Source organism: Waltera intestinalis, from assembly GCF_009695995.1.
Lineage (GTDB): Bacteria > Bacillota > Clostridia > Lachnospirales > Lachnospiraceae > Acetatifactor > Acetatifactor intestinalis.
This window is the reverse complement of the sequence record NZ_VUMU01000007.1, coordinates 66,017-85,080: the sequence shown is the minus strand read 5'-3', so window position 1 is coordinate 85,080 and position 19,064 is coordinate 66,017. Positions and strand designations below refer to the sequence as shown.

Here is a 19,064-nt window from a genome sequence, read left to right as displayed (position 1 = left end):
CCTTTCTGTCCATATCGTTTCCTGTCAGGTTCCTGCTTCTATAGTGCTGCTTTTCCTACTTGTGTCCCGTCTTATCGTTGTCTGATATGGTCTTCACATTCACTCGGTCTTCCAAACGTTTTACTATGTAAACTGCCAGTACTGCATCCAATGTTCCCAGTACCATGCCACCCAGAATGTCCGTGGGATAGTGCACGAAGAAATAGAGTCTGGAAAAAGCAATGATTGCTGCCACCAGCAGACTTAAAATACCTGCCTTACGATAATAACTGAAAATGGTCACCGCTCCGGCAAAACCGTTGGAAGTGTGTCCCGAAGGGAAGGAATATTCCGAAGGGAACGGAATTTTCAGCGTCACACCGGTGTCCACAGCGCAGGGCCGGGGTCTGGCAATCACATTTTTCAAGAACAAATTTCCCACAAGGTATGTAACGGCCATGGCGATCATCATCGTCAGACCGCATTTCCGGGTCTTAGGTATACAGGTCAGCACAATCGCAATAACGATCCATACCAAACCGCTTTCTCCCATCGTAGTAAAAAAACGCAGGATCTCTGTCAGCCATTCCTGATGGATCCCCTGAATTGCATGTAATATCTGTAACTCCATATTGCTCTCCATTCCCCAGACGGCTGTCTGTCCTTACGTCACCGTCTGTCGGCAGTCTGCGCCTTCCGTAAGACGTTCCCTACCTCATTCCCGCCTATGGCGATGTTACTGCATCTTCGCAAGAAAAGCCTTCGCATTGGCTGCGATGTCATCCTTGAACACAGCAGAGCCTGCCACGATAACATTGGCTCCCGCATCAAGTGCCAGCGCTACGTTGTCCAGATGAATGCCGCCGTCTACTTCCAGATCGGTAGTAAGTCCTCTGTCCGTGATCATTTTGCGGATCACCGCTACCTTGTCCAGGCATTCCGGGATCAGCTTCTGTCCACCGAAACCGGGTTCTACAGTCATCACCAGTACCATATCCACCAGTTCCAGATAAGGATCCACTGCTTCTGCCGGGGTGGCGGGTTTGATGGTGATGCCGACCTTTTTGCCGGTGGCACGTATTTTATCAATGCATCCCTTCACATCCTCTGTGGCTTCCAGATGGAAATTCACCAGATCCGCGCCGAAGGCAGCGAACTCTTCCACATAACGCTCCGGCTTCTCGATCATCAGATGTACATCCAGGAACATGTCTGTGTGGGGTCTCACTGCCTTCAAGACAGGCATTCCGTAAGAGATCGACGGAACGAACAGCCCATCCATCACATCCACATGCAGCCAGGGCACTCCGGCTCCTTCCACAGCTTTGATATCTTCTCCCAGTTTCCAAAAATCCGCCGAAAGAATTGAAGGTGATAAATAATTCATTTTGCTCCTCATTTCTGCCCATAGGGCCTTGTCTGTAGTTCTTTTCTCAATGAATAGGGAATCGTATTCCATATGCGTCTATTCTAACAAACTTGTATTCTTAAAACAAGACAAACTAAAAGGAACCTTTCCTTTCGGGAAAAGTTCCTCTCTTCGTATCTTGTGTTTACGAAATTCTTTATAGATTTTCGACATCCTCTTTTAACCGCTCCCAGGCATCTTCATGCTCCATATAGTATATGGGACATTTTTTCCCACCGCAGTCATAATGGCGGAGAATATCCTCCGGTTCCAGTTCATAGGCGTCGATCAGCCATCTCAGCAGCCTGATCAGGGAATCGTAGGTCTCCCGAGTGAACTGTCCGTTGTCCGCCTTATAGCAGCATTCGATAGAAATAGAATCCTCGTTACGGGTCTGCACTGCGTAAGCGATCTCATCCAGAGGAACGCACTGGAGGATCTCCCCATTATAACCGATGATGAAATGCGCGCTGGCACTGCGCTCATGATTGTCCTTAAGCTGTTCGAAATAACTGCGGTTCTGTGCCGCACTGGTGCCGGGGTTGGCAGTATAATGCACGAAAATATTATTCACCTCCGTCAAAGGATCTCCCGGTCTGGAATATTCATTTACCGTGAGGAAATCCTCCGTCCAGTCAGGGTGCGCTGCATAAGTCTCCGCCGACAGTCCCTGGATCCTAGTCCCCGTGGTATTCTCAGTCCCTTTTCCCACCTGCTGCGCCATATCTATTGCTTCCATCGGTGTGCTGGCTTCCGCAGTACCGGCAGGCACCTTCAAAAGCTTTGTCAACGCAACGATTCCTACCAGAATTCCTGAACAAAGCAGAGTCATCCGGATATAACTGCGGATTCTTGCGTGTCTGCGGCGACGCTGTCTGCGCGGAGTGTTTCTATTTATGTTTTTATCAGCATTTCTGTTTCCTGTACTGTAATCTGCAAGGTACGGGTTTCTCCGCATCTGCGTTATATGAATCTCTGCCTGTCTGCCCGAACGATTTTCCTGCGTCATATTGCCAGCCCCTCCAAATGAATTACTTTCTATGGGTTTCAATATAGCGCGGAATTGTCACATTTTACGTCACATTTTTCTTAAGAAATTATAAATTTCTCCTATAACAGTTCTTGCAGATATGTTTCGATCTCTTTCGCGGTAATTTGATGGGCTTTCACACCGGGATGCAGGCGGCTGCCTACGGTATCCGGTGTAGTGTCGGGAAGTTGCAAAAAGTGTATCCGGGAATCGGCAGTCTGCTTCGCATAGCCTTCCACAGCTTCCCGGATGGCGGACAGAAAGTTGTCTCCCAGCATGCCGTAACCCCAGATGATCTGTGCTGTGGGGTTGCTGTTCCGCACTACTTTCAGGAAATCGCAGATGGCTGTAGTCAGGATCTCTTTAACTTCTTCTACGTCCCGTGTTCCTGCCCATTCCTGCCCTAGTTCCACTGCGGACTGAATCGCTGTGGCATCATTGGTTCCCAGATTGATAATGACCGCATCCGGCTGCCATGCCTCGAAATCATAGTCTTGCAACGCTCCCAAAGAAGCATTCCTCTCCCCGGTGAGTAAGCCACAGACCTGTGTGTAAAACGGAGGAATCTTATTCTCCACATTTCCATCCCATCCGGTGACAATTCCCCAGCCGCTCTGAGATACCACACGATACTCTGCGGATAATGCATCTGCCACCATACGGGGATAAGTATTCATTGCAGAGAAAAAGGCACTGATCCAATCTTCCTCATAGACGGCTCCCACCGTCCCTTCCCCGCTGGTAATGCTGTCTCCCACAAATTCCAGCCGGTACTTCGGCTCCGGCAGCTGCTGGAATTCACCGTCTGCATATTGCAATCCCACAATCTGTAACAGATGCCCGGGATCCTGATGCATTGCCTGTACTTCTTTCAGAATCCGTACATGCTTCGGTTTTCCTACCGTCATCCCCCGGAACAGGCACACTTCATTTTTCCCTTTATTTAACGGAACTCTACTGATCTGCACACCGTTCAGTTCCACCGCAAGCCACGGTTCATAAGTGTCGTAATCGGCATTTACCTCCACCTGAATTTCACTGCCGGTATAGATAAATTCTATTCCGCTGCCGGTCCAGAATAAGTTCACCACATCCGTTCCCGTGGTGCGTCCCAACACCCGTACCTGCGGCAATGCTGCTACACTGACTATCTTTGTTGGCTGATCCATTTTTCTTCCATACCTCCCTGTGCATTGTTTTATCTGTCGTTCTGATTTTCGATGTCTCGCTCTCTTATCACCGATTCTTGGCACAACGGCTATATTCTTCGGCGATCACAGCCTCCGCAGGGCGATCGCAGACTGCATAAGGACTCTTCCTTTCCATACTTCCCGGCCAGTCCCAGATTCCGAAGCCTTTCACCCAATCCCGTTTTTCGCAGGCAGAAAACATTGCCAGATACCAGTCTGCCTGTTCCGCATCATCCTCTTTGCCCTGCAGTTCCCAGTTATTCGGCACCAGCGCGGAACCATGGATATTCATGCATCCAGCCTCCGAGAAAATAAAAGGCTTCTGGTATTTTTTTACTACTTCTTCAATGCGATCCAACTGATTCTCCCAATCATCGATGGGATAGTATCCGCTGGAAGCGATCACATCCACTGCATCCCACCATGTAATATGATCTTCCCCGTATTTGTCACAATTATAACCGACAGGCCCGTCATATACTGTGCGGACCTCTGCGATCAGCTTTCTCCAATCCGTCTCCCGGTGCTCTGTCATCGTCATCTCGCAGCCTGTAAGAAATAATTCACACCCTGTCCGCTGTGCGATCTGTGCATAATGCTTCTGAAAAGCAATATGGCTTTCAAACCAGTTGCCCCACTTCGGTTCACAGGGAACATCATGATCAAAAAAGCTTATCCTTGCTCTCCAGACACCATTGTCACAATTCACGGTAGGCTTTAATGCCACCTTTAATCCCAGACTCTGCGCAAAGCGAATCATATCACACAGTTCTTCATCCGTGCAGCTTTTCTCCCTATCGAAACGAATTTCTTCGCTATAAGGGGTTTCCTGCATCCCCGAGGGAGTGAGTATCACCCAGTTCGCGTGGGTCTTATGCGCCATTTCCTCCATACTTTTTCTGGCTTCTCCAGATCCCAGTACGCCTTTGTTCGGAAATACCGCAAAATTCACCCCATGAAATTTTTCTGTACCAAATTTCTGCATCAATAGTTTTCCTTTCCATAATTGTTTTATCGTAAAGCTTTTCCAATCTCCGTTCTTGTATTGTATCATTATTATCTTTATTTAGCTAGCTATTTTAGCTTAATTTTAGTTAAAATTATTTTTGTTTTCTCACTTTTCCTATGTTAATATAAAAACAAAGTTATACAATCAAATGAGGGAGAATATTGCCATGCATTTTGTCCAGGCGAAGGGGATTTTATCTCAGAATAACGGAATGAATATTTACCGCGGATGCTCCCACGGCTGCATTTATTGTGACAGCCGCAGCAGATGTTACGGTTTTACACACGCCTTTGAAGATATCGAGGTCAAGAAAAATGCTCCTGAACTGCTGGAGCAGGCATTACGTTCAAAACGGCACAAATGCATGATCGGTACAGGTGCCATGTGCGATCCGTATCTTCCCGCTGAAAAAGAGCTTCAATTGACCAGAAAATGTCTGGAACTGATCGATCGGTATGAATATGGCGTTACGGTACTCACAAAATCCAATCTGGTGCTTCGGGATCTAGATCTGCTGCAATCTATCAATAAGAAGGCCAAAGCAGTCGTGCAGATGACGCTCACTACTTATGATGAGGAGCTGTGCCGTAAGATTGAACCGCATGTGTCTACTACGAGAGAGCGTTTTGAAGTGTTGATGAGATGTAAAGAGTTGGGAATACCGACTCTTGTGTGGATGACACCGATTCTTCCTTTTATTAACGATACCAGGGAGAATATAGAAGGCTTGCTTGATTATTGCCTGCTGGCAGGAGTTCAGGGGATTCTGGTGTTCGATGTTGGTGTCACGCTGCGGGAAGGCGACCGGGAATATTTCTATCAGGCGCTGGATCGTGATTTCCCCAGCATCCGGCAAAAATATATCAGCACCTACGGAAATGCCTACGATATTCCCAGTCCTTATGCAAAAGAGCTTATGGCACTGATTCAAAATACCTGCGTAGCGAATGGTATGCTGTGTTCCCCGAAGGAATGCTTCACTTACCTGCATGAATTCCCCGAGAGATACGTGCAGCAAACATTATTTTAAATTGAGAGTTAAATGAATAGTTGCTTTAAAATCCACGCAGAAAGGACTGCCCGCCCCGGACTCGGATGCTAGCTACAACTGTGGATTTTCTAAAGGAAAGTGGCCAAGTGTTTCTCGTCATGACGGGGCCGCCTTTACGTTGCCATCCATGGCACTTATCGGCTAACGCGAACATCGTGTTCGCGTTGCCCCTGCGGCTCAACCACTTTCCAAGAAAATCTCACAGTCTCCGCCGCATCTACGCCCGGGGGAGCAGTCCTTTTCTGCTGGGTTATGAAAAGCATCCCAATTATTTAGGCAGAGCATTTTAGAATACATGCGCAGAAGTTAATAACAAGTTCTGCATTTTCATAAAAACTGTTATAAATGTTGTTTTTATGAAAAATATCCCCATCTTTTATGTTTCAAAACTAATAAATTTCATAAAATTCGAGATATTATAGAATTTATGAAAAAATGGAATGTATTTTAAGAATTTTTTCATAAATATAGTAAAATAAGTATCTTTTTATGAAACTAATAGTCCTTGGCAGGGCTACTGGTTTTTGAAAGCTTTCCAAAACACAGAACTCCCGGAGTATGCGGTGCCATGTCGAAGATGTTTGTCGGAGGATGTTGATATTTTCTAGAAAAGTGCTGAAAGACAGGGGGAAAGCGGACACGATGTCCGCGTCAGCCGATTGTCGACATGGATGTCGACTGTAGGCGGCCCCGTCATGACGAGAACTACTCATCACTTTTCGTAGAAAATTCACATCCGGAGACCTTACATCGAGACATGTGTATCGCATGCTCCGGGAGTTCGTGGATTTTGCCAATGTATTCAACTAACTCTCAATTTTGCAAAGGACTCTGGTGCTATACCATCTTGAATCCTTTCGCCTTCAGGCAGATCTCCACTTCCTCAGGATCTGCGGTATGCAGGATCATGACCGGGGTAGAAGAATCACGGTTGAAGGACAGGTAGGTATAGTCCACATTGACATTGCTGTCTAAGAGAGCTGTCAGCAGGGTATTCAGTGCACCGGGCTTATCCTCGATCTCTACAGCCAGGACATCCACGAAACGGCAGAGGTAGCCCCTCTCTGTAAGGACTTCTTTTGCCTTGTCGGGATCGGAGACAACCATACGATTGATTCCGTACTCCGCACCATCGTTGGTAACGGAACCCCAGATATTGATACCTGCTTCATACAACGCATTGGTCATAGTCTGCAGGGCTCCTTTTTTATTTTCAGCGTAAATGGATAATTGTTTTAACATTTCGATATTACCTCCTCATTACAGTCTGACTGTTATGCAGTCTGTCGAAAACTTCCGACACTTTATTATGATAAAGCATTATTACAAAATAATCAATCCGGAGTTCGCATTTGACTAATGCTCTTTGCTAATTACTCTATTTTATGGATGTCGGGTTCAAAAGTCCTCGACATTTATAAAGTTCCGTGTGAAAACAGTCCTACCGGTCCCTGAGGAGGATCCTTAGGATCTTGGGGGGATTCAGGCTTCTCCTGCACGGAAGTCTCTTCTTTTGCGGATTCTTCGGGTTCCTTTGCGATATCCTGCACCGGTGCAGTCTGCTCTTTTGCTTCCTGCAGGCTGTCTTCGAAAGTCAGGGGCTGGAAAGCCGGATCTGTACCCTTTTTCTCTTCTTCGGGCTCGGGCAATCCCTTTTCTCTGCGGAAGATCTCCATGAATTCCTTACCGGTAATGGTCTCACGCTCGATCAGGAACGCTGCCAGCTTATCCATCAGTTCTCTGTTCTCGCGAAGCATCTGTAATGCCTGATCATAACTTTCCTTGATCATGGCAACGACTTCTTCGTCAATGGCTGCTGCCGTTTCATCACTACAGTTCAGCGCAGTTCTTCCCTCCAGATACTGGCTCTCTACAGTTGCCAGTCCCACGAGGCCAAAGCGCTTGCTCATACCGTAACGGGTGATCATATTACGGGCAATAGAAGTAGCTTTTTCAATATCATTGGCTGCACCTGTGGTCACGGTATCAAATACTACTTCCTCAGCGGCACGTCCGCCCACCAGTCCTACCAACATATCCCGAAGTTCTGCCTCGGTGTTGAGGTATTTTTCCTCCTCCGGTACCTGCATGACATACCCCAGCGCACCCATGGTACGGGGCACAATGGTAATCTTCTGCACCGGCTCGGAATTTTTCTGCAGGGCACTGATCAGTGCATGACCGACCTCATGATAGGATACGATACGACGCTCCTCCTTGCTCATGATGCGGTCCTTTTTCTCCTTACCTACCAGTACCTGTTCTACTGCTGCGAACAGATCCTTCTGGCTGACGAATTCTCTGCCTTCCTTGACGGCATTGATGGCAGCCTCGTTGATCATATTGGCGAGATCGGAACCTACCGCACCGCTGGTCGCCAGTGCAATAGCATCCAGATCTACGGTCTCATCCATCTTCACATCCTTGGCATGTACTTTCAGGATCTCCACACGTCCCTTGAGATCCGGCTTGTCTACGATGATCCGGCGGTCAAAACGTCCGGGACGTAACAGAGCTTTGTCCAGGATCTCCGGGCGGTTCGTCGCACCCAGGATCAGGATACCCTTAGAACTGTCGAAACCATCCATCTCGGACAGCAGCTGGTTCAGGGTCTGTTCCCGCTCCTCGTTGCCTCCGCCGTACTTAGAATCACGGCTGCGGCCGATGGCATCGATTTCGTCAATAAATACGATACAGGGAGCATTCTTGGTTGCTTCCTTGAACAGGTCGCGGACACGGCTGGCGCCCACACCTACATACAACTCAATAAAGTCGGAACCTGTCAGGGAAAAGAACGGCACATGTGCCTCACCTGCCACTGCTTTTGCAAGCAAAGTCTTACCGGTTCCGGGAGGTCCCACTAACAGGGCTCCCTTGGGAAGCTTTGCGCCGATCTTGGAATATTTCTGGGGATTGTGCAGGAAATCCACGACCTCCACCAGAGATTCCTTTGCTTCGTCTTCGCCGGCTACGTCCTTAAAAGTAACACCGGTTTCCTTCTGTACATATACTTTGGCATTACTCTTGCCGACGCCCATGGGGCCTCCACTGCCGCCCATTTTACGGAACAGGAATCCGGCTACGACCCAGATCAGCACTACAGGTAATACTACCGTTACCAGAATCTCCATCAAAAAGCTGGAGGTATTACTGCTGATACGGGTACCCGTCACACCATGCTCCTGTAATCTGCCCGTCAAAGTATCCAGATCCTCCATCAGCATCGTATAATATACCGTCTTAGACTGCGTTGCCTTCTGAGTAATACCATAAAAGGTCACATAACTGTCAGGTGCCGGCGTAGCTGCCGCTTCCTTTTTCAGTTGTACCGTGATCACACCGCTTTCCTTATTTACCTCTACTGCTTCCACCTTATCCGCTTCCAGATCCTTCAGGAAATCCGTATAAGACACCTCCGTACCGTTGCCGGTTCCGAAAAATGCATTATACAACATCAATATGGCGATCACTGTCATCAGACCGGACAGGATCATCATCAGGATACTGGGACGCCTTGGCGGACGATTTCCGTTGCCTCCGTTACCGTTATTGCCGTTCCCGCCATTGTTGCCGCTGCCGGGAGCACCGTTGCCATTGCCGCCGTTACCGGAACCATAGCCGTTATTATATGATTCAGATAATATTCTCATGTCATCTCCATTTTCTACTTTATTTTATTGTCTCTATTTTTTCTATATTTAATATTCTCATATTCCGAGACAATAAATTTATTGTAACTATTTAGCCCCATTTGCAGAACGCAGTTTTACATGGCTCTGAATAGTTACAATCTATTTTATTATAGAGATAACCTGCGGATAAATCAATAGCACAAATGTGAAAAAAGCATGAAAAGCAGGCTATATCACACTATTTATCCATGAATCCGAAATACCGTCACTTCTCCGAAATAGGATTCGTTTGACACATACTGTGGAATTCTCTCCGACAGCATATCTTTGTGGTCTGTATGCAGGTGTCCGCAGATGAGAGCCTTCACGCATCAGGAAAATAGACGTTCCCGAAATCAGTGAAGTAACCACCAGTCCTGCGTAAGTATTCGTCAGATGCAGGCTCTGAATTGTTGTGTAATTCGTGATCACGACTACCTCTCCCGGGATCATGGTCGTCATCAGTACCAGACTGAACAGCAGCTTTTTCAGAGGAAATTCAAAAAATACGAATCCGTAGGCTGCCAGACAGACTATCACGATTTGTGTTGTAACGGAAACCAGACATACAATTCCGGAATTCAGCAGATAACTGAAAAGCGGTACTGCTTTGATCACTTCCAGGTAATTTTGCAATGTCGGAGCATTCGATAGCAAATGCAGCGGATAGGTTCCAAGCTCCTGCTCACTCTGGAAGGAAAATAGGATGCCTATGAGCAGTGGGGCAATAAACAAAAGTCCTAAGAGCATCTTGATGATCTCCGGCACGGTTCTTTTTATTATTGATGGAATACGGTCTTTTTCTCCAGTGCAAACTGTACCCCCGTTAAAATCAGTATTAACAGAAACAGAAACATCGCCTGTACACATGCTGTCTCAAACCTCCCGTTGATAATGGCATTTTCATAAATATAGTAAAGCAGATTCTTCGTTCCATTGGCAGGTCCGCCCACAGCGCGTAGGGCATCTGCGTGGTCCACCCGATCTCTGCTCCGCCTAACAGTTCATTCAGAAGTCCGTTTTTCTGCTGGTAGATAAACAGAAAAATGGCTGCCGCCGGGGAAGAAGCGATTGCCATAGGCAATGCGAACAATAAAGCAATCAGATAAGTGAATACTAGATTGATTGCCGCCATCTTCACCGTGATCCAGATCACCTGCCAGAAGGAGCTTTTCCCCAGGATTGGGCTTCTGTTGTTCTGCGCTATGCTGCTGTTGTTTTTTGTCGTTACTGTCTGTGCTGTCATTCTTTTTCGCCTCACGTTTTATCTGTGCTTTATCATAGCCAAAAAAATTTTTGTAAATACCATGTAGGTGTAAATTTTTGTAAAATTCTGTAAAAGAATTTCTCCCATTCATGTAAAACAATAATCAATCTATGTTAGCTCTTTGTTTAAAATTGCTCATTATGTGATTATTTGCCCAAAATTGTTAGATATAATAATGATTTCCAAAAAAAATTTTACTTTTCAGTAGATTTTTGGGAGACACTAAACTATAATAGAACATCATGGGATTTTAGTTGCAAAGATCCATAGAGAAAGGTGTCAGCAATGTACAAGATAGGTTTTGACAATGACAAATACCTCAGTCTGCAGTCTGAGAAGATCAAGGAGCGTATCGCGAAATTCGGCGGCAAGCTGTATCTGGAATTCGGCGGCAAGCTGTTCGATGATTATCACGCTTCCCGTGTTCTGCCCGGTTTCCATCCGGACAGCAAGATTAATATGCTGGCACAGTTAAAGGACGAGGCCGAAATCGTCATCGTCATTAATGCAGCAGATATCGAGAAGAATAAAGTCCGTTCCGATCTTGGCATTACCTATGATCTGGATGTGTTACGTCTGATTGATGCTTTCCGCGGCTATGGTCTGTATGTCGGCAGTGTATGTCTGACCCGCTTTGCCGGGCAGCCCAGTGCCATTGCTTATCAGAAAAAACTGGAGTCTCTGGGAATGAAGGTATACCGCCATTATTCCATTCCCGGATATCCTTCCAATATTCCGTTCATCGTAAGCGATGAGGGTTACGGTAAAAATGATTATATTGAAACATCCCGTTCTCTGGTAGTCGTTACTGCTCCCGGACCCGGAAGCGGCAAAATGGCTACCTGTCTCTCCCAGCTGTATCACGAATACAAGAGAGGCATCAAGGCCGGTTATGCCAAGTATGAGACTTTCCCGATCTGGAATATTCCGTTAAAGCATCCGGTGAATCTGGCTTATGAAGCCGCTACCGCAGACTTGAACGATGTTAATATGATCGATCCGTTCCATCTGGAAGCTTACGGTGAGACCACGATCAATTACAATCGCGACGTGGAGATCTTCCCCGTAGTCAGCGCTATGTTCGAGAAGATCATGGGCAGCTGCCCTTACAAGTCTCCTACTGACATGGGTGTCAATATGGCAGGCTTCGGTATTGTCGATGACGAAGCTGTCCGCGACGCCGCCAAACAGGAAATCATCCGCCGCTACTACCACACTCTGTGCCAGAAGCGCCAGGGTACCGCCGGTGACGACCAGATCTTAAAGCTTGAGCTTCTGATGAAGCAGGCAGGTGTCACCATCGACGATCGCGCAGTAGTCAGTGCAGCCAATATCAAAGCAGAGACCACCGGGGAACCGGCCGCTGCGATCCAGCTTCCGGACGGCAGAGTCCTCACCGGGCGGACCAGTACTCTGCTGGGTGCTTCTTCCGCATTATTATTAAATGCCCTGAAAGCTTTGGCAGGCATTCCGGACGAAGTACAGCTGATCTCACCTACCGCCATCGGTCCCATCCAGGATCTGAAGACGAACTACCTGGGGAACCGCAATCCCAGGCTTCATACAGATGAGACGCTGATCGCTCTTTCCATCTGTGCAGCTACGGATGATACCGCGAAGGCTGCTGTGGAGCAGTTGAAGAACCTGAAAGGTTCCGAAGTGCACTCCAGCGTGATCCTGTCCCAGATCGACATGAATACCTTCCGCAAGTTAGGCGTGAATCTGACATGCGAACCTCATTATCAGAACCAAAAGCTGTATCACAACTAAACATTTTGTCATTCTACTATAAATTATGGCAGTTATTGAGCGAAGGCGCTCCCCAAGGGGAGTTTCTCGCTCTTTTTATTTTATAAATTGTTTTTTGTATATCAAAAGGAGGAGAAAATTATGGCTGTAAAGTACGTGTTTGTGACCGGAGGAGTCGTATCCGGTCTGGGAAAAGGAATTACCGCAGCTTCCCTGGGAAGACTGTTAAAAGCAAGAGGTTACAAAGTAACCATGCAGAAATTCGATCCATATATTAATATTGATCCCGGCACCATGAACCCGATACAGCACGGCGAAGTATTCGTCACGGAGGATGGCACGGAGACCGATCTGGATCTGGGACATTATGAGCGTTTTATTGATGAGAATCTGGATAAAAATTCCAACGTTACCACCGGTAAGGTATACTGGTCCGTATTGCAGAAGGAGCGTCGTGGTGATTACGGCGGAGGTACTGTACAGGTCATCCCCCATATCACCAATGAGATCAAGAGCCGCTTTTACCGCAACTTTACAGATGATGAAACCCGTATCGCCATCATCGAGGTAGGCGGTACCGTAGGTGACATCGAGAGCCAGCCTTTCCTGGAGTCCATCCGTCAGTTCCAGCATGAGGTGGGGCATGACAATGCCATTCTGATCCATGTAACGCTGATTCCTTATCTGAGTGCTTCTCAGGAGCTGAAGACCAAGCCTACCCAGGCCAGTGTTAAGGATCTGCAGGGCATGGGCATCCAGCCGGATATCATCGTCTGCAGAAGTGAGCATCCTCTGGATCAGTCCATCAAGGATAAGATTGCTCTGTTCTGTAACGTACCTCAGAGTCATGTATTGCAGAATCTGGATGTGGAATATCTGTATGAGGCTCCGTTAGCTATGGAAAAAGAGCATCTGGCACAGGTGGCCTGTGAATGTCTGCATCTGGATTGTCCGGAACCGGATCTGGCAGACTGGAAGAAGATGGTAGAGGATCTGCGTCATCCCACCGATGAAGTGCAGATCGCTCTGGTCGGAAAATATGTCTCTCTGCATGATGCCTATATCAGTGTCGTAGAGGCTCTGAAGCATGGCGGTATCACCAATCATGCTACGGTACATATCAAATGGATCGACTCCGAGACGGTAACGCCTGAAAATGTGGATGAACTGTTAGGTGACTGCAACGGTGTCCTGGTACCCGGCGGCTTCGGTTCCCGGGGTATCGAAGGCAAGATCCTGGCGATTCAGTATGCAAGAACCCACGGGGTTCCCTTCCTGGGACTGTGTCTGGGAATGCAGCTGACGATCGTAGAATATGCAAGAAATGTCATTGGGTATACGGATGCACACAGTGTGGAACTGGATCCTAACACCACACATCCTGTGATCGCTCTGATGCCGGATCAGAACGGTGTCGAGGATATCGGCGGTACCTTAAGACTGGGTGCATACCCTTGTGTACTGGATAAGGATTCCCGTGCTTATCAGCTCTACGGACAGGAGAACATCTCCGAGAGACATCGTCATCGTTACGAGGTTAACAACGATTATCGTGCCGTCCTCACCGAACACGGTCTTCGTCTGTCCGGTCTGTCCCCTGACGGACGTATCGTGGAGATGTGCGAGCTTACCGAGCATCCCTTCTTCGTAGCCACCCAGGGACACCCCGAGCTCAAGTCCAGACCCAACAGACCCCATCCGTTGTTCAAGGGATTCGTGGAAGCGGCTCTGGAAAATAAACACCGGAAGTAAATGGCTCGTAACGTAGGGCTGCCGTAACCCCCACGAACGCCCGCGGCGAACGGAACATCGCGGCATGACATTCCGTCCACCGTGGGCGTTCTGTTTACTGATTCCGCTAAAATCCATCGAATAACAGGAAATAGCGGAATTATTGTTTTAGGAGTAAATAATTTCCTACATAATTGCAGAAAAGATCTAAAACAGAGGAATTGCTTCTTTTATAGAACTTTTTTCTATTCATTTTCCACCATTTTCATTAGTTTAAGGCTGTTTTAAAGGAAACCAGTAGCCCCATGCGGGCTACGGGAATTTGCGCAAAGGAACTTAACATTTCCGCAAACCTCAGAGTTTCTACTGATTTACCGGTTTCTCCGGTATTCGGCATTGTCCACATATTCCGAGTGTTCCTATGTACCATTTTCAGGATTGCTGCCACAAAATTGCTACTACCAAAAACAGAATTGCAAAACCAAATTCAATCACTGTCGTGAACCTGATTCTTCTCTTCAAAACACATACTCCCGGATGTTTTGAATGAATATAGATGGGATAAGTGTTCCCTTCCGTCATCCTCCGCAGCAGGCGATAGGGTACTGTCAATGTGGTCTGCTCATGGTAAGCCGTGCCGTTACAGACGTATTCAAACACCGGTGCATAAGTGGTAATCCCATAGCGTCCGGGGTAGCTGTTATATCCGCAATAGATAGCTTCTATCTTCTGATTGCAGCAAAATACAGCATAGATATCATTCACACCCAGTAAAAACAGAAACAATCCAAACACGCTCATAATCAGCAGCGCTTCGAGAGCTTCATTCCCTACAAACAAAATAACAAATGATGTGATGGCAAAACCAGCAAATGTCAGGATGATGTCCAGACATATAAAAGGTACAACCTTATATCTCTTATTTTTTATAATGATAACGGTAGATACTCCAAACAATAATGTCAATATGTATACCAGAGCTTCCATTACCATATCCCTCTCCTCCGAACCAATAAGCAAAATTTATGAATTTTTCATTACCCACGCAAATGCCTTCGCGGTCCGCAGGCCCGGATCTCTGAAATGATTCCCCGGATTCCATTCCAGCGTACTGCCGATCCCACACTGCTGCAGCCACGCATGTGCCTCCCGGATGCAGTCACCCACAGTAGCCATAACAAGATTTCTGGTCTTTTCCTCTTTGTCCCCCAGGCTTAAGTAAACTGCCCGGCTCTGATTCTCCTGCTCTTTCATATAGGGCAGAAACCCGGGGAACCACACCGAGGGCGATGCCGCCGCTATCCCTGCAAATCGATCCGTCTGATAAGATGCCCACAGAGAAAACAGCCCTGCAAGAGAATATCCTCCAAGATAATAGGTTTTACTTTCATCCGAGCATAAACGCAAAATTTCTTCTAACAACGAGGCTGCGCCCCCGCCAAAGTCCTCATTTCCGAATACCGCTGGTGCTTTCCACGGAGACAGATCGAGGTTCCAGTCATCCACCTTCACCGCAATCATTTGAAAATCCAATGCTGTCAGTTTCCGGATCTGTGCCACTTCGCCCTCTATTTCCGGCAGATCATGATCTCCCACGGGCTGGATCAAAACAATGGGAGCCTCCGGATTCCCATATTTATATTTAGTCATGCCGTCCTCTTTCTCTATCAAATATCCTTTCTATCAAGTATCCATTCTATTTTATCAGTTTCAGAATCCTTTGCCTGTTATATCGCTGCATGATCACAAACATCATATCAAACACGGCCGCAAGGATCGATGTAATGATAAATGCCGGATATTCTCCCAGCCAATGGCCTGCCAGAATCGGTACAAAGCTGAGCACTACAATCGTCTCATGCCCCAGTTCCGTCTAACATGTCGCCTGCGATATTTCCTCCCAGGTGTGTTGTCTCGGATCAAACAAGCTGGGATTATATGTAGGCATGCGATTCTTCCATTTTTTCACATGCAGCTTTTCATATAATTTCATTTCAGATTTACTTACCTGATACCAGTGTTTTCTGTAATCTGCCCTGTTATGCATGATGGAATTGTAGATAAATGCAACCACCCATCGCATGATAAAATGATAAGCCGTGGTTCCACAGGTAATGGCAATCGTCAGCCAGATTCCTAAAAGCGTTTTTTGATATAAAATACCCGTGACCATGGTTCCGATCAGGAACACGACAGGCGCTGCCTTTAAAAATTTTATCATAGCTCATTCTCCGTTTTTTCCAATTTCAAGCAACCAGTCAATCTCCTGCCAGTCCTTACATCTCACAAATCTGTCATTGGGAAGCTCTGCCCGGCTGTTCCATGGCCGGTCGAACACGGCTATCCTGCAGTTGTCAAAATGCATTACATGCTCAAATGCTGCCGGAGAATCCTCTACCGCAAAATTAAAGGTCATGTTGTAAAGTTCCGCCAATGTCATATTATATCTATAATCCTGTTTCGCTGTTTCGCGCCCGTATTTGTCTACGCAGAACAGGGGAACTCTTTCCAAATGATGTTCATCAAGCCATTGCCTTGATGGTTCGTAGGAATTGAACGGCCTTCCGGTAATGATAAAAACCTCATGCCCCTGATCCACCCACTTATTGATTACCTCGGAAGCCCCCGGTGTCTCCTCATAATGCAACAAATTTTCCGGTAAATGCCCCGCCTTCATTAAGACTTCATACTGTGCATCATTCAGGTCAAAGGATTTCTGCAAATTGAAAAATTGAACCTGCCGGTAAGGGACATCAATGCCGAACAATTCTTTTGCAATTTTCGTAAAATATTCTGCGGTTTCACATAGTACATCGTCAAAATCTATGTAGATTTTCATTGCTTCTCTTCTCCTGTTGACTATGTATTACGCTATCACAAAACCACCTCGAAGATCGTCCCTCCGGATGGATTGGACTTCACCGTAATACTGCCATCATGCACTCTTACAATTTCGCGAACGAGTGCAAGTCCCAGTCCTACTCCACCAAGCTCCCGGCTTCTGGATTTATCCACCCGGAAAAACGGTTCAAACATGCGCTCCTTAAGTTCCTCAGGGATTCCGGCTCCCGTATCCTCCACTGACAGATATACATGTTTTTCCTTCCGGTCTGCGGTTACTGTGACCTGCCCGCACGAATGATTATATTTTATGGCATTCTCAACAAGATTGTATACCAGCCGGTAAATAAGGATGTCACTTCCGACCATCGTTATATCCTTACACTTTCCGATCAGTCTTATATTTTTTCCCTCTGCGAGAGGTTCCAGATCCTCCAACACCTCATCCACCAGAGCGTCTAAGATAATTTCATCATCCCTTCCTACCGTCTGAAGCTCACTCATGTCGAGAAGTGTCTTTACCATTTTGTTGAGTCTGTCGTTCTGTTCGGTAACCATCTTTATCATCTGTACCGTGTCTGCATCATTGTCCGGATGTCTGTTGGAATGATACAGATCAAGCTGTACCTGCATCAGGGCTAATGGAGTACGAAGCTCATGGGCTGCATTTGCAGTAAATTGTCTCTGTATCTCAAATGCATCCGAGAGCCGTTCCAGCATCCGGTTATACGAAACGCTAAGCTGGTTCAGTTCCTTCACCTGGTTTTCTTCTATCCGTGAATCTGCCAGATTTTGCGCCTGCACCTTTTCGATCTTGTCAGAAAACTCTCTGATCGGTCTGAGTGCATGCCCACTTATAAAATAGGTAGCCACTCCACCCAGAAGAGCCAATACTGCTGAAATGATCAAGCTGTTTTTCCTGTAATCCGCCTTCTTATTATAGACCTGGACAGAAAAGTCATTGGCGAACTCATCCCACTTGTCCTCCGGAATGCTGATATATATTTCCTCCGCGTCGTCCGGCTGATCATCTCCCCGTGTATCCACAGCCTCTTGCAGGGAATCCATATAATACACACCGTTTCTATAGACAAGCATTGTCACGCATCCACATATCACCGCTATATATAATGTAATGATGCAGGTAAGTCTCCACTGCAGCGACATTTTTTCATCTATCGGACTCCTCTCGTATTTTATACCCTTCTCCCACCTTGTTCAGAATCGGATCATATCACAGCACAGCCTTAAGCTTTTTTCTAAGGGAAGACATGTGTACTCTGATCGCTCCGCTAAAGCTATCCACAGATGCATCCCAGACATGCTCCATCAATTCCTTCTGGCTTACCGGTCTGCCCATGTTCAGAAGCAGATATTCCAGAATACCATTTTCTTTTCTTGTCAGAGATACCATTTCTCCTTTTGCATAAGCCTCACGCCTTACGGTATCAAACTTTATCTCACCGCTTTCCAGACATACATCCTTCTGTACAAACTTCCTTCTGGTCAGACTTCTGACACGTGCCTCAAGCTCCTGTAAATGGAATGGTTTTTCCATATAATCATTTGCCCCTGCATCATACAGACTTTTCGCAACTGTATCACATATTTCTTTTTCATCCTCAACAATGAATAATCTCAACTTCCCCGCCCTTAACAAAGATTTTACAACAATTATTGTATAATAGCGAAGTCAACTGGTCAATAAATACCACGATCGAAAGGAGTAACAATAACTTGAAGTGCAGAAAAATATCTCAGATCGTTCTGCTCGTCACCGGGATCACTATGATCGGCTACGGTGCAGTCAGAGGCGAAGCTGCTGTCGTGCTTGGTAAAGCAATAAAATTATGTCTGGAGTGTGTCGGAATTGGATAAGAGAAAAAAGTCACTGTCAAGGCAGACAGCCGGGATACGCGGATGGATACAGGCTGCTGCCACGGGAGCGTGCCCCATTGGCGCATTCCAGGCGGTGATCGGATCCTCCCGATTTAAATGTTCAAGGGTATGTAAAATGGATGTGGATGTGTGCAAGCATCCAGACCATCCGGAATGCATACGGTGCGGAGCCTGCATAAAGGCTTGTCCCAAGGATGCGATCCACTACCGGTTTATGGGAAAATAATCTTATTACGATT

Annotated in this window: 20 protein-coding genes and 1 pseudogene; 5 read left to right on the top strand and 16 right to left on the bottom strand. The window is 46.7% G+C overall.

Translation table 11 applies throughout. From position 1 onward, the window contains the following. Positions 1-55 precede the first annotated feature (55 nt). From FYJ59_RS07685 to FYJ59_RS07665, 5 genes are all read right to left on the bottom strand, one after another. A complete protein-coding gene (locus FYJ59_RS07685; RefSeq protein ID WP_205839488.1) occupies positions 56-610 on the bottom strand; it encodes a phosphatase PAP2 family protein in 555 nt (184 codons plus the stop codon). 105 nt (positions 611-715) lie between these two features. Then, on the bottom strand, positions 716-1,366 hold the full coding sequence (rpe, locus tag FYJ59_RS07680) for a ribulose-phosphate 3-epimerase (protein WP_154496246.1): 651 nt from the start codon (positions 1,364-1,366) through the stop codon (positions 716-718). Positions 1,367-1,544: 178 nt separating this feature from the next. Then, complete coding sequence (locus FYJ59_RS07675) at positions 1,545-2,396, bottom strand: peptidoglycan recognition protein family protein (protein ID WP_154496244.1); 852 nt, start codon at positions 2,394-2,396, stop codon at positions 1,545-1,547. Positions 2,397-2,497: 101 nt separating this feature from the next. Beyond that, positions 2,498-3,586, bottom strand: a complete 1,089-nt coding sequence (locus tag FYJ59_RS07670; RefSeq protein WP_154496242.1) for an SGNH/GDSL hydrolase family protein — start codon at positions 3,584-3,586, stop codon at positions 2,498-2,500. 67 nt (positions 3,587-3,653) lie between these two features. Further along, a complete protein-coding gene (locus tag FYJ59_RS07665; RefSeq protein WP_154496240.1) occupies positions 3,654-4,592 on the bottom strand; it encodes a glycoside hydrolase family 113 in 939 nt (312 codons plus the stop codon). 190 nt (positions 4,593-4,782) lie between these two features. On the opposite strand from FYJ59_RS07665, the gene FYJ59_RS07660 reads away from it, so the two are divergent. After that, positions 4,783-5,646 carry an SPL family radical SAM protein gene (locus FYJ59_RS07660; protein WP_154496238.1) on the top strand — a complete coding sequence of 288 codons (864 nt, stop codon included), beginning with the start codon at positions 4,783-4,785 and terminating at the stop codon, positions 5,644-5,646. A gap of 858 nt (positions 5,647-6,504) precedes the next feature. Here the strand turns inward: FYJ59_RS07660 and FYJ59_RS07655 are convergent. The 4 genes from FYJ59_RS07655 to FYJ59_RS07640 all read right to left on the bottom strand — a co-directional run bounded on the left by FYJ59_RS07655 (position 6,505) and on the right by FYJ59_RS07640 (position 10,584). After that, complete coding sequence (locus FYJ59_RS07655; protein ID WP_148448315.1) at positions 6,505-6,909, bottom strand: amino acid-binding protein; 405 nt, start codon at positions 6,907-6,909, stop codon at positions 6,505-6,507. A 173-nt stretch (positions 6,910-7,082) separates the two neighbouring features. After that, complete coding sequence (gene ftsH, locus FYJ59_RS07650; protein WP_154496237.1) at positions 7,083-9,317, bottom strand: ATP-dependent zinc metalloprotease FtsH; 2,235 nt, start codon at positions 9,315-9,317, stop codon at positions 7,083-7,085. A 210-nt stretch (positions 9,318-9,527) separates the two neighbouring features. Beyond that, the gene (locus FYJ59_RS07645; protein ID WP_154496236.1) at positions 9,528-10,088 is read right to left on the bottom strand and encodes a carbohydrate ABC transporter permease; all 561 of its coding nucleotides are present in this window, start codon (positions 10,086-10,088) and stop codon (positions 9,528-9,530) included. Between the two features lie 88 nt (positions 10,089-10,176). After that, positions 10,177-10,584, bottom strand: a complete 408-nt coding sequence (locus tag FYJ59_RS07640; protein ID WP_154496235.1) for a hypothetical protein — start codon at positions 10,582-10,584, stop codon at positions 10,177-10,179. Positions 10,585-10,890: 306 nt separating this feature from the next. Between FYJ59_RS07640 and FYJ59_RS07635 the strand changes: the two genes are divergently transcribed. After that, positions 10,891-12,375: a DUF1846 domain-containing protein gene (locus FYJ59_RS07635; protein ID WP_118692836.1), complete on the top strand. Its 1,485-nt coding sequence runs from the start codon at positions 10,891-10,893 to the stop codon at positions 12,373-12,375. A gap of 120 nt (positions 12,376-12,495) precedes the next feature. Further along, entirely contained in the window at positions 12,496-14,106 is a 1,611-nt protein-coding gene (locus FYJ59_RS07630) for a CTP synthase (RefSeq protein WP_118692835.1), read from the top strand. A 411-nt stretch (positions 14,107-14,517) separates the two neighbouring features. Here the strand turns inward: FYJ59_RS07630 and FYJ59_RS07625 are convergent, their stop codons facing one another. The 7 genes from FYJ59_RS07625 to FYJ59_RS07600 form a co-directional block, all read right to left on the bottom strand. Beyond that, a complete protein-coding gene (locus tag FYJ59_RS07625; protein WP_154496233.1) occupies positions 14,518-15,078 on the bottom strand; it encodes a hypothetical protein in 561 nt (186 codons plus the stop codon). 30 nt (positions 15,079-15,108) lie between these two features. Beyond that, complete coding sequence (locus FYJ59_RS07620) at positions 15,109-15,735, bottom strand: esterase (protein WP_154496232.1); 627 nt, start codon at positions 15,733-15,735, stop codon at positions 15,109-15,111. Between the two features lie 46 nt (positions 15,736-15,781). Further along, a complete protein-coding gene (locus FYJ59_RS14080; protein WP_268878532.1) occupies positions 15,782-15,952 on the bottom strand; it encodes a glycosyl-4,4'-diaponeurosporenoate acyltransferase CrtO family protein in 171 nt (56 codons plus the stop codon). Between the two features lie 6 nt (positions 15,953-15,958). Then, the gene (locus tag FYJ59_RS07615; protein WP_235897950.1) at positions 15,959-16,306 is read right to left on the bottom strand and encodes a hypothetical protein; all 348 of its coding nucleotides are present in this window, start codon (positions 16,304-16,306) and stop codon (positions 15,959-15,961) included. Positions 16,307-16,309: 3 nt separating this feature from the next. Then, positions 16,310-16,924 carry a 5' nucleotidase, NT5C type gene (locus FYJ59_RS07610; protein ID WP_154496230.1) on the bottom strand — a complete coding sequence of 205 codons (615 nt, stop codon included), beginning with the start codon at positions 16,922-16,924 and terminating at the stop codon, positions 16,310-16,312. 35 nt (positions 16,925-16,959) lie between these two features. Beyond that, complete coding sequence (locus tag FYJ59_RS07605; RefSeq protein WP_154496228.1) at positions 16,960-18,093, bottom strand: sensor histidine kinase; 1,134 nt, start codon at positions 18,091-18,093, stop codon at positions 16,960-16,962. 67 nt (positions 18,094-18,160) lie between these two features. Beyond that, positions 18,161-18,568, bottom strand: a complete 408-nt coding sequence (locus FYJ59_RS07600; protein ID WP_154496226.1) for a response regulator transcription factor — start codon at positions 18,566-18,568, stop codon at positions 18,161-18,163. A 95-nt stretch (positions 18,569-18,663) separates the two neighbouring features. Between FYJ59_RS07600 and FYJ59_RS07595 the strand changes: the two genes are divergently transcribed. Both FYJ59_RS07595 and FYJ59_RS14440 read left to right on the top strand, forming a co-directional pair. Further along, positions 18,664-18,804 (top strand): CD1871A family CXXC motif-containing protein, encoded by a 141-nt coding sequence (locus tag FYJ59_RS07595; protein WP_117465104.1) that lies wholly within the window; start codon positions 18,664-18,666, stop codon positions 18,802-18,804. A 70-nt stretch (positions 18,805-18,874) separates the two neighbouring features. Next, a pseudogene (locus tag FYJ59_RS14440) lies at positions 18,875-19,051 on the top strand (4Fe-4S binding protein); the annotation flags it as partial. Between the last annotated feature and the right edge of the window lie 13 nt (positions 19,052-19,064).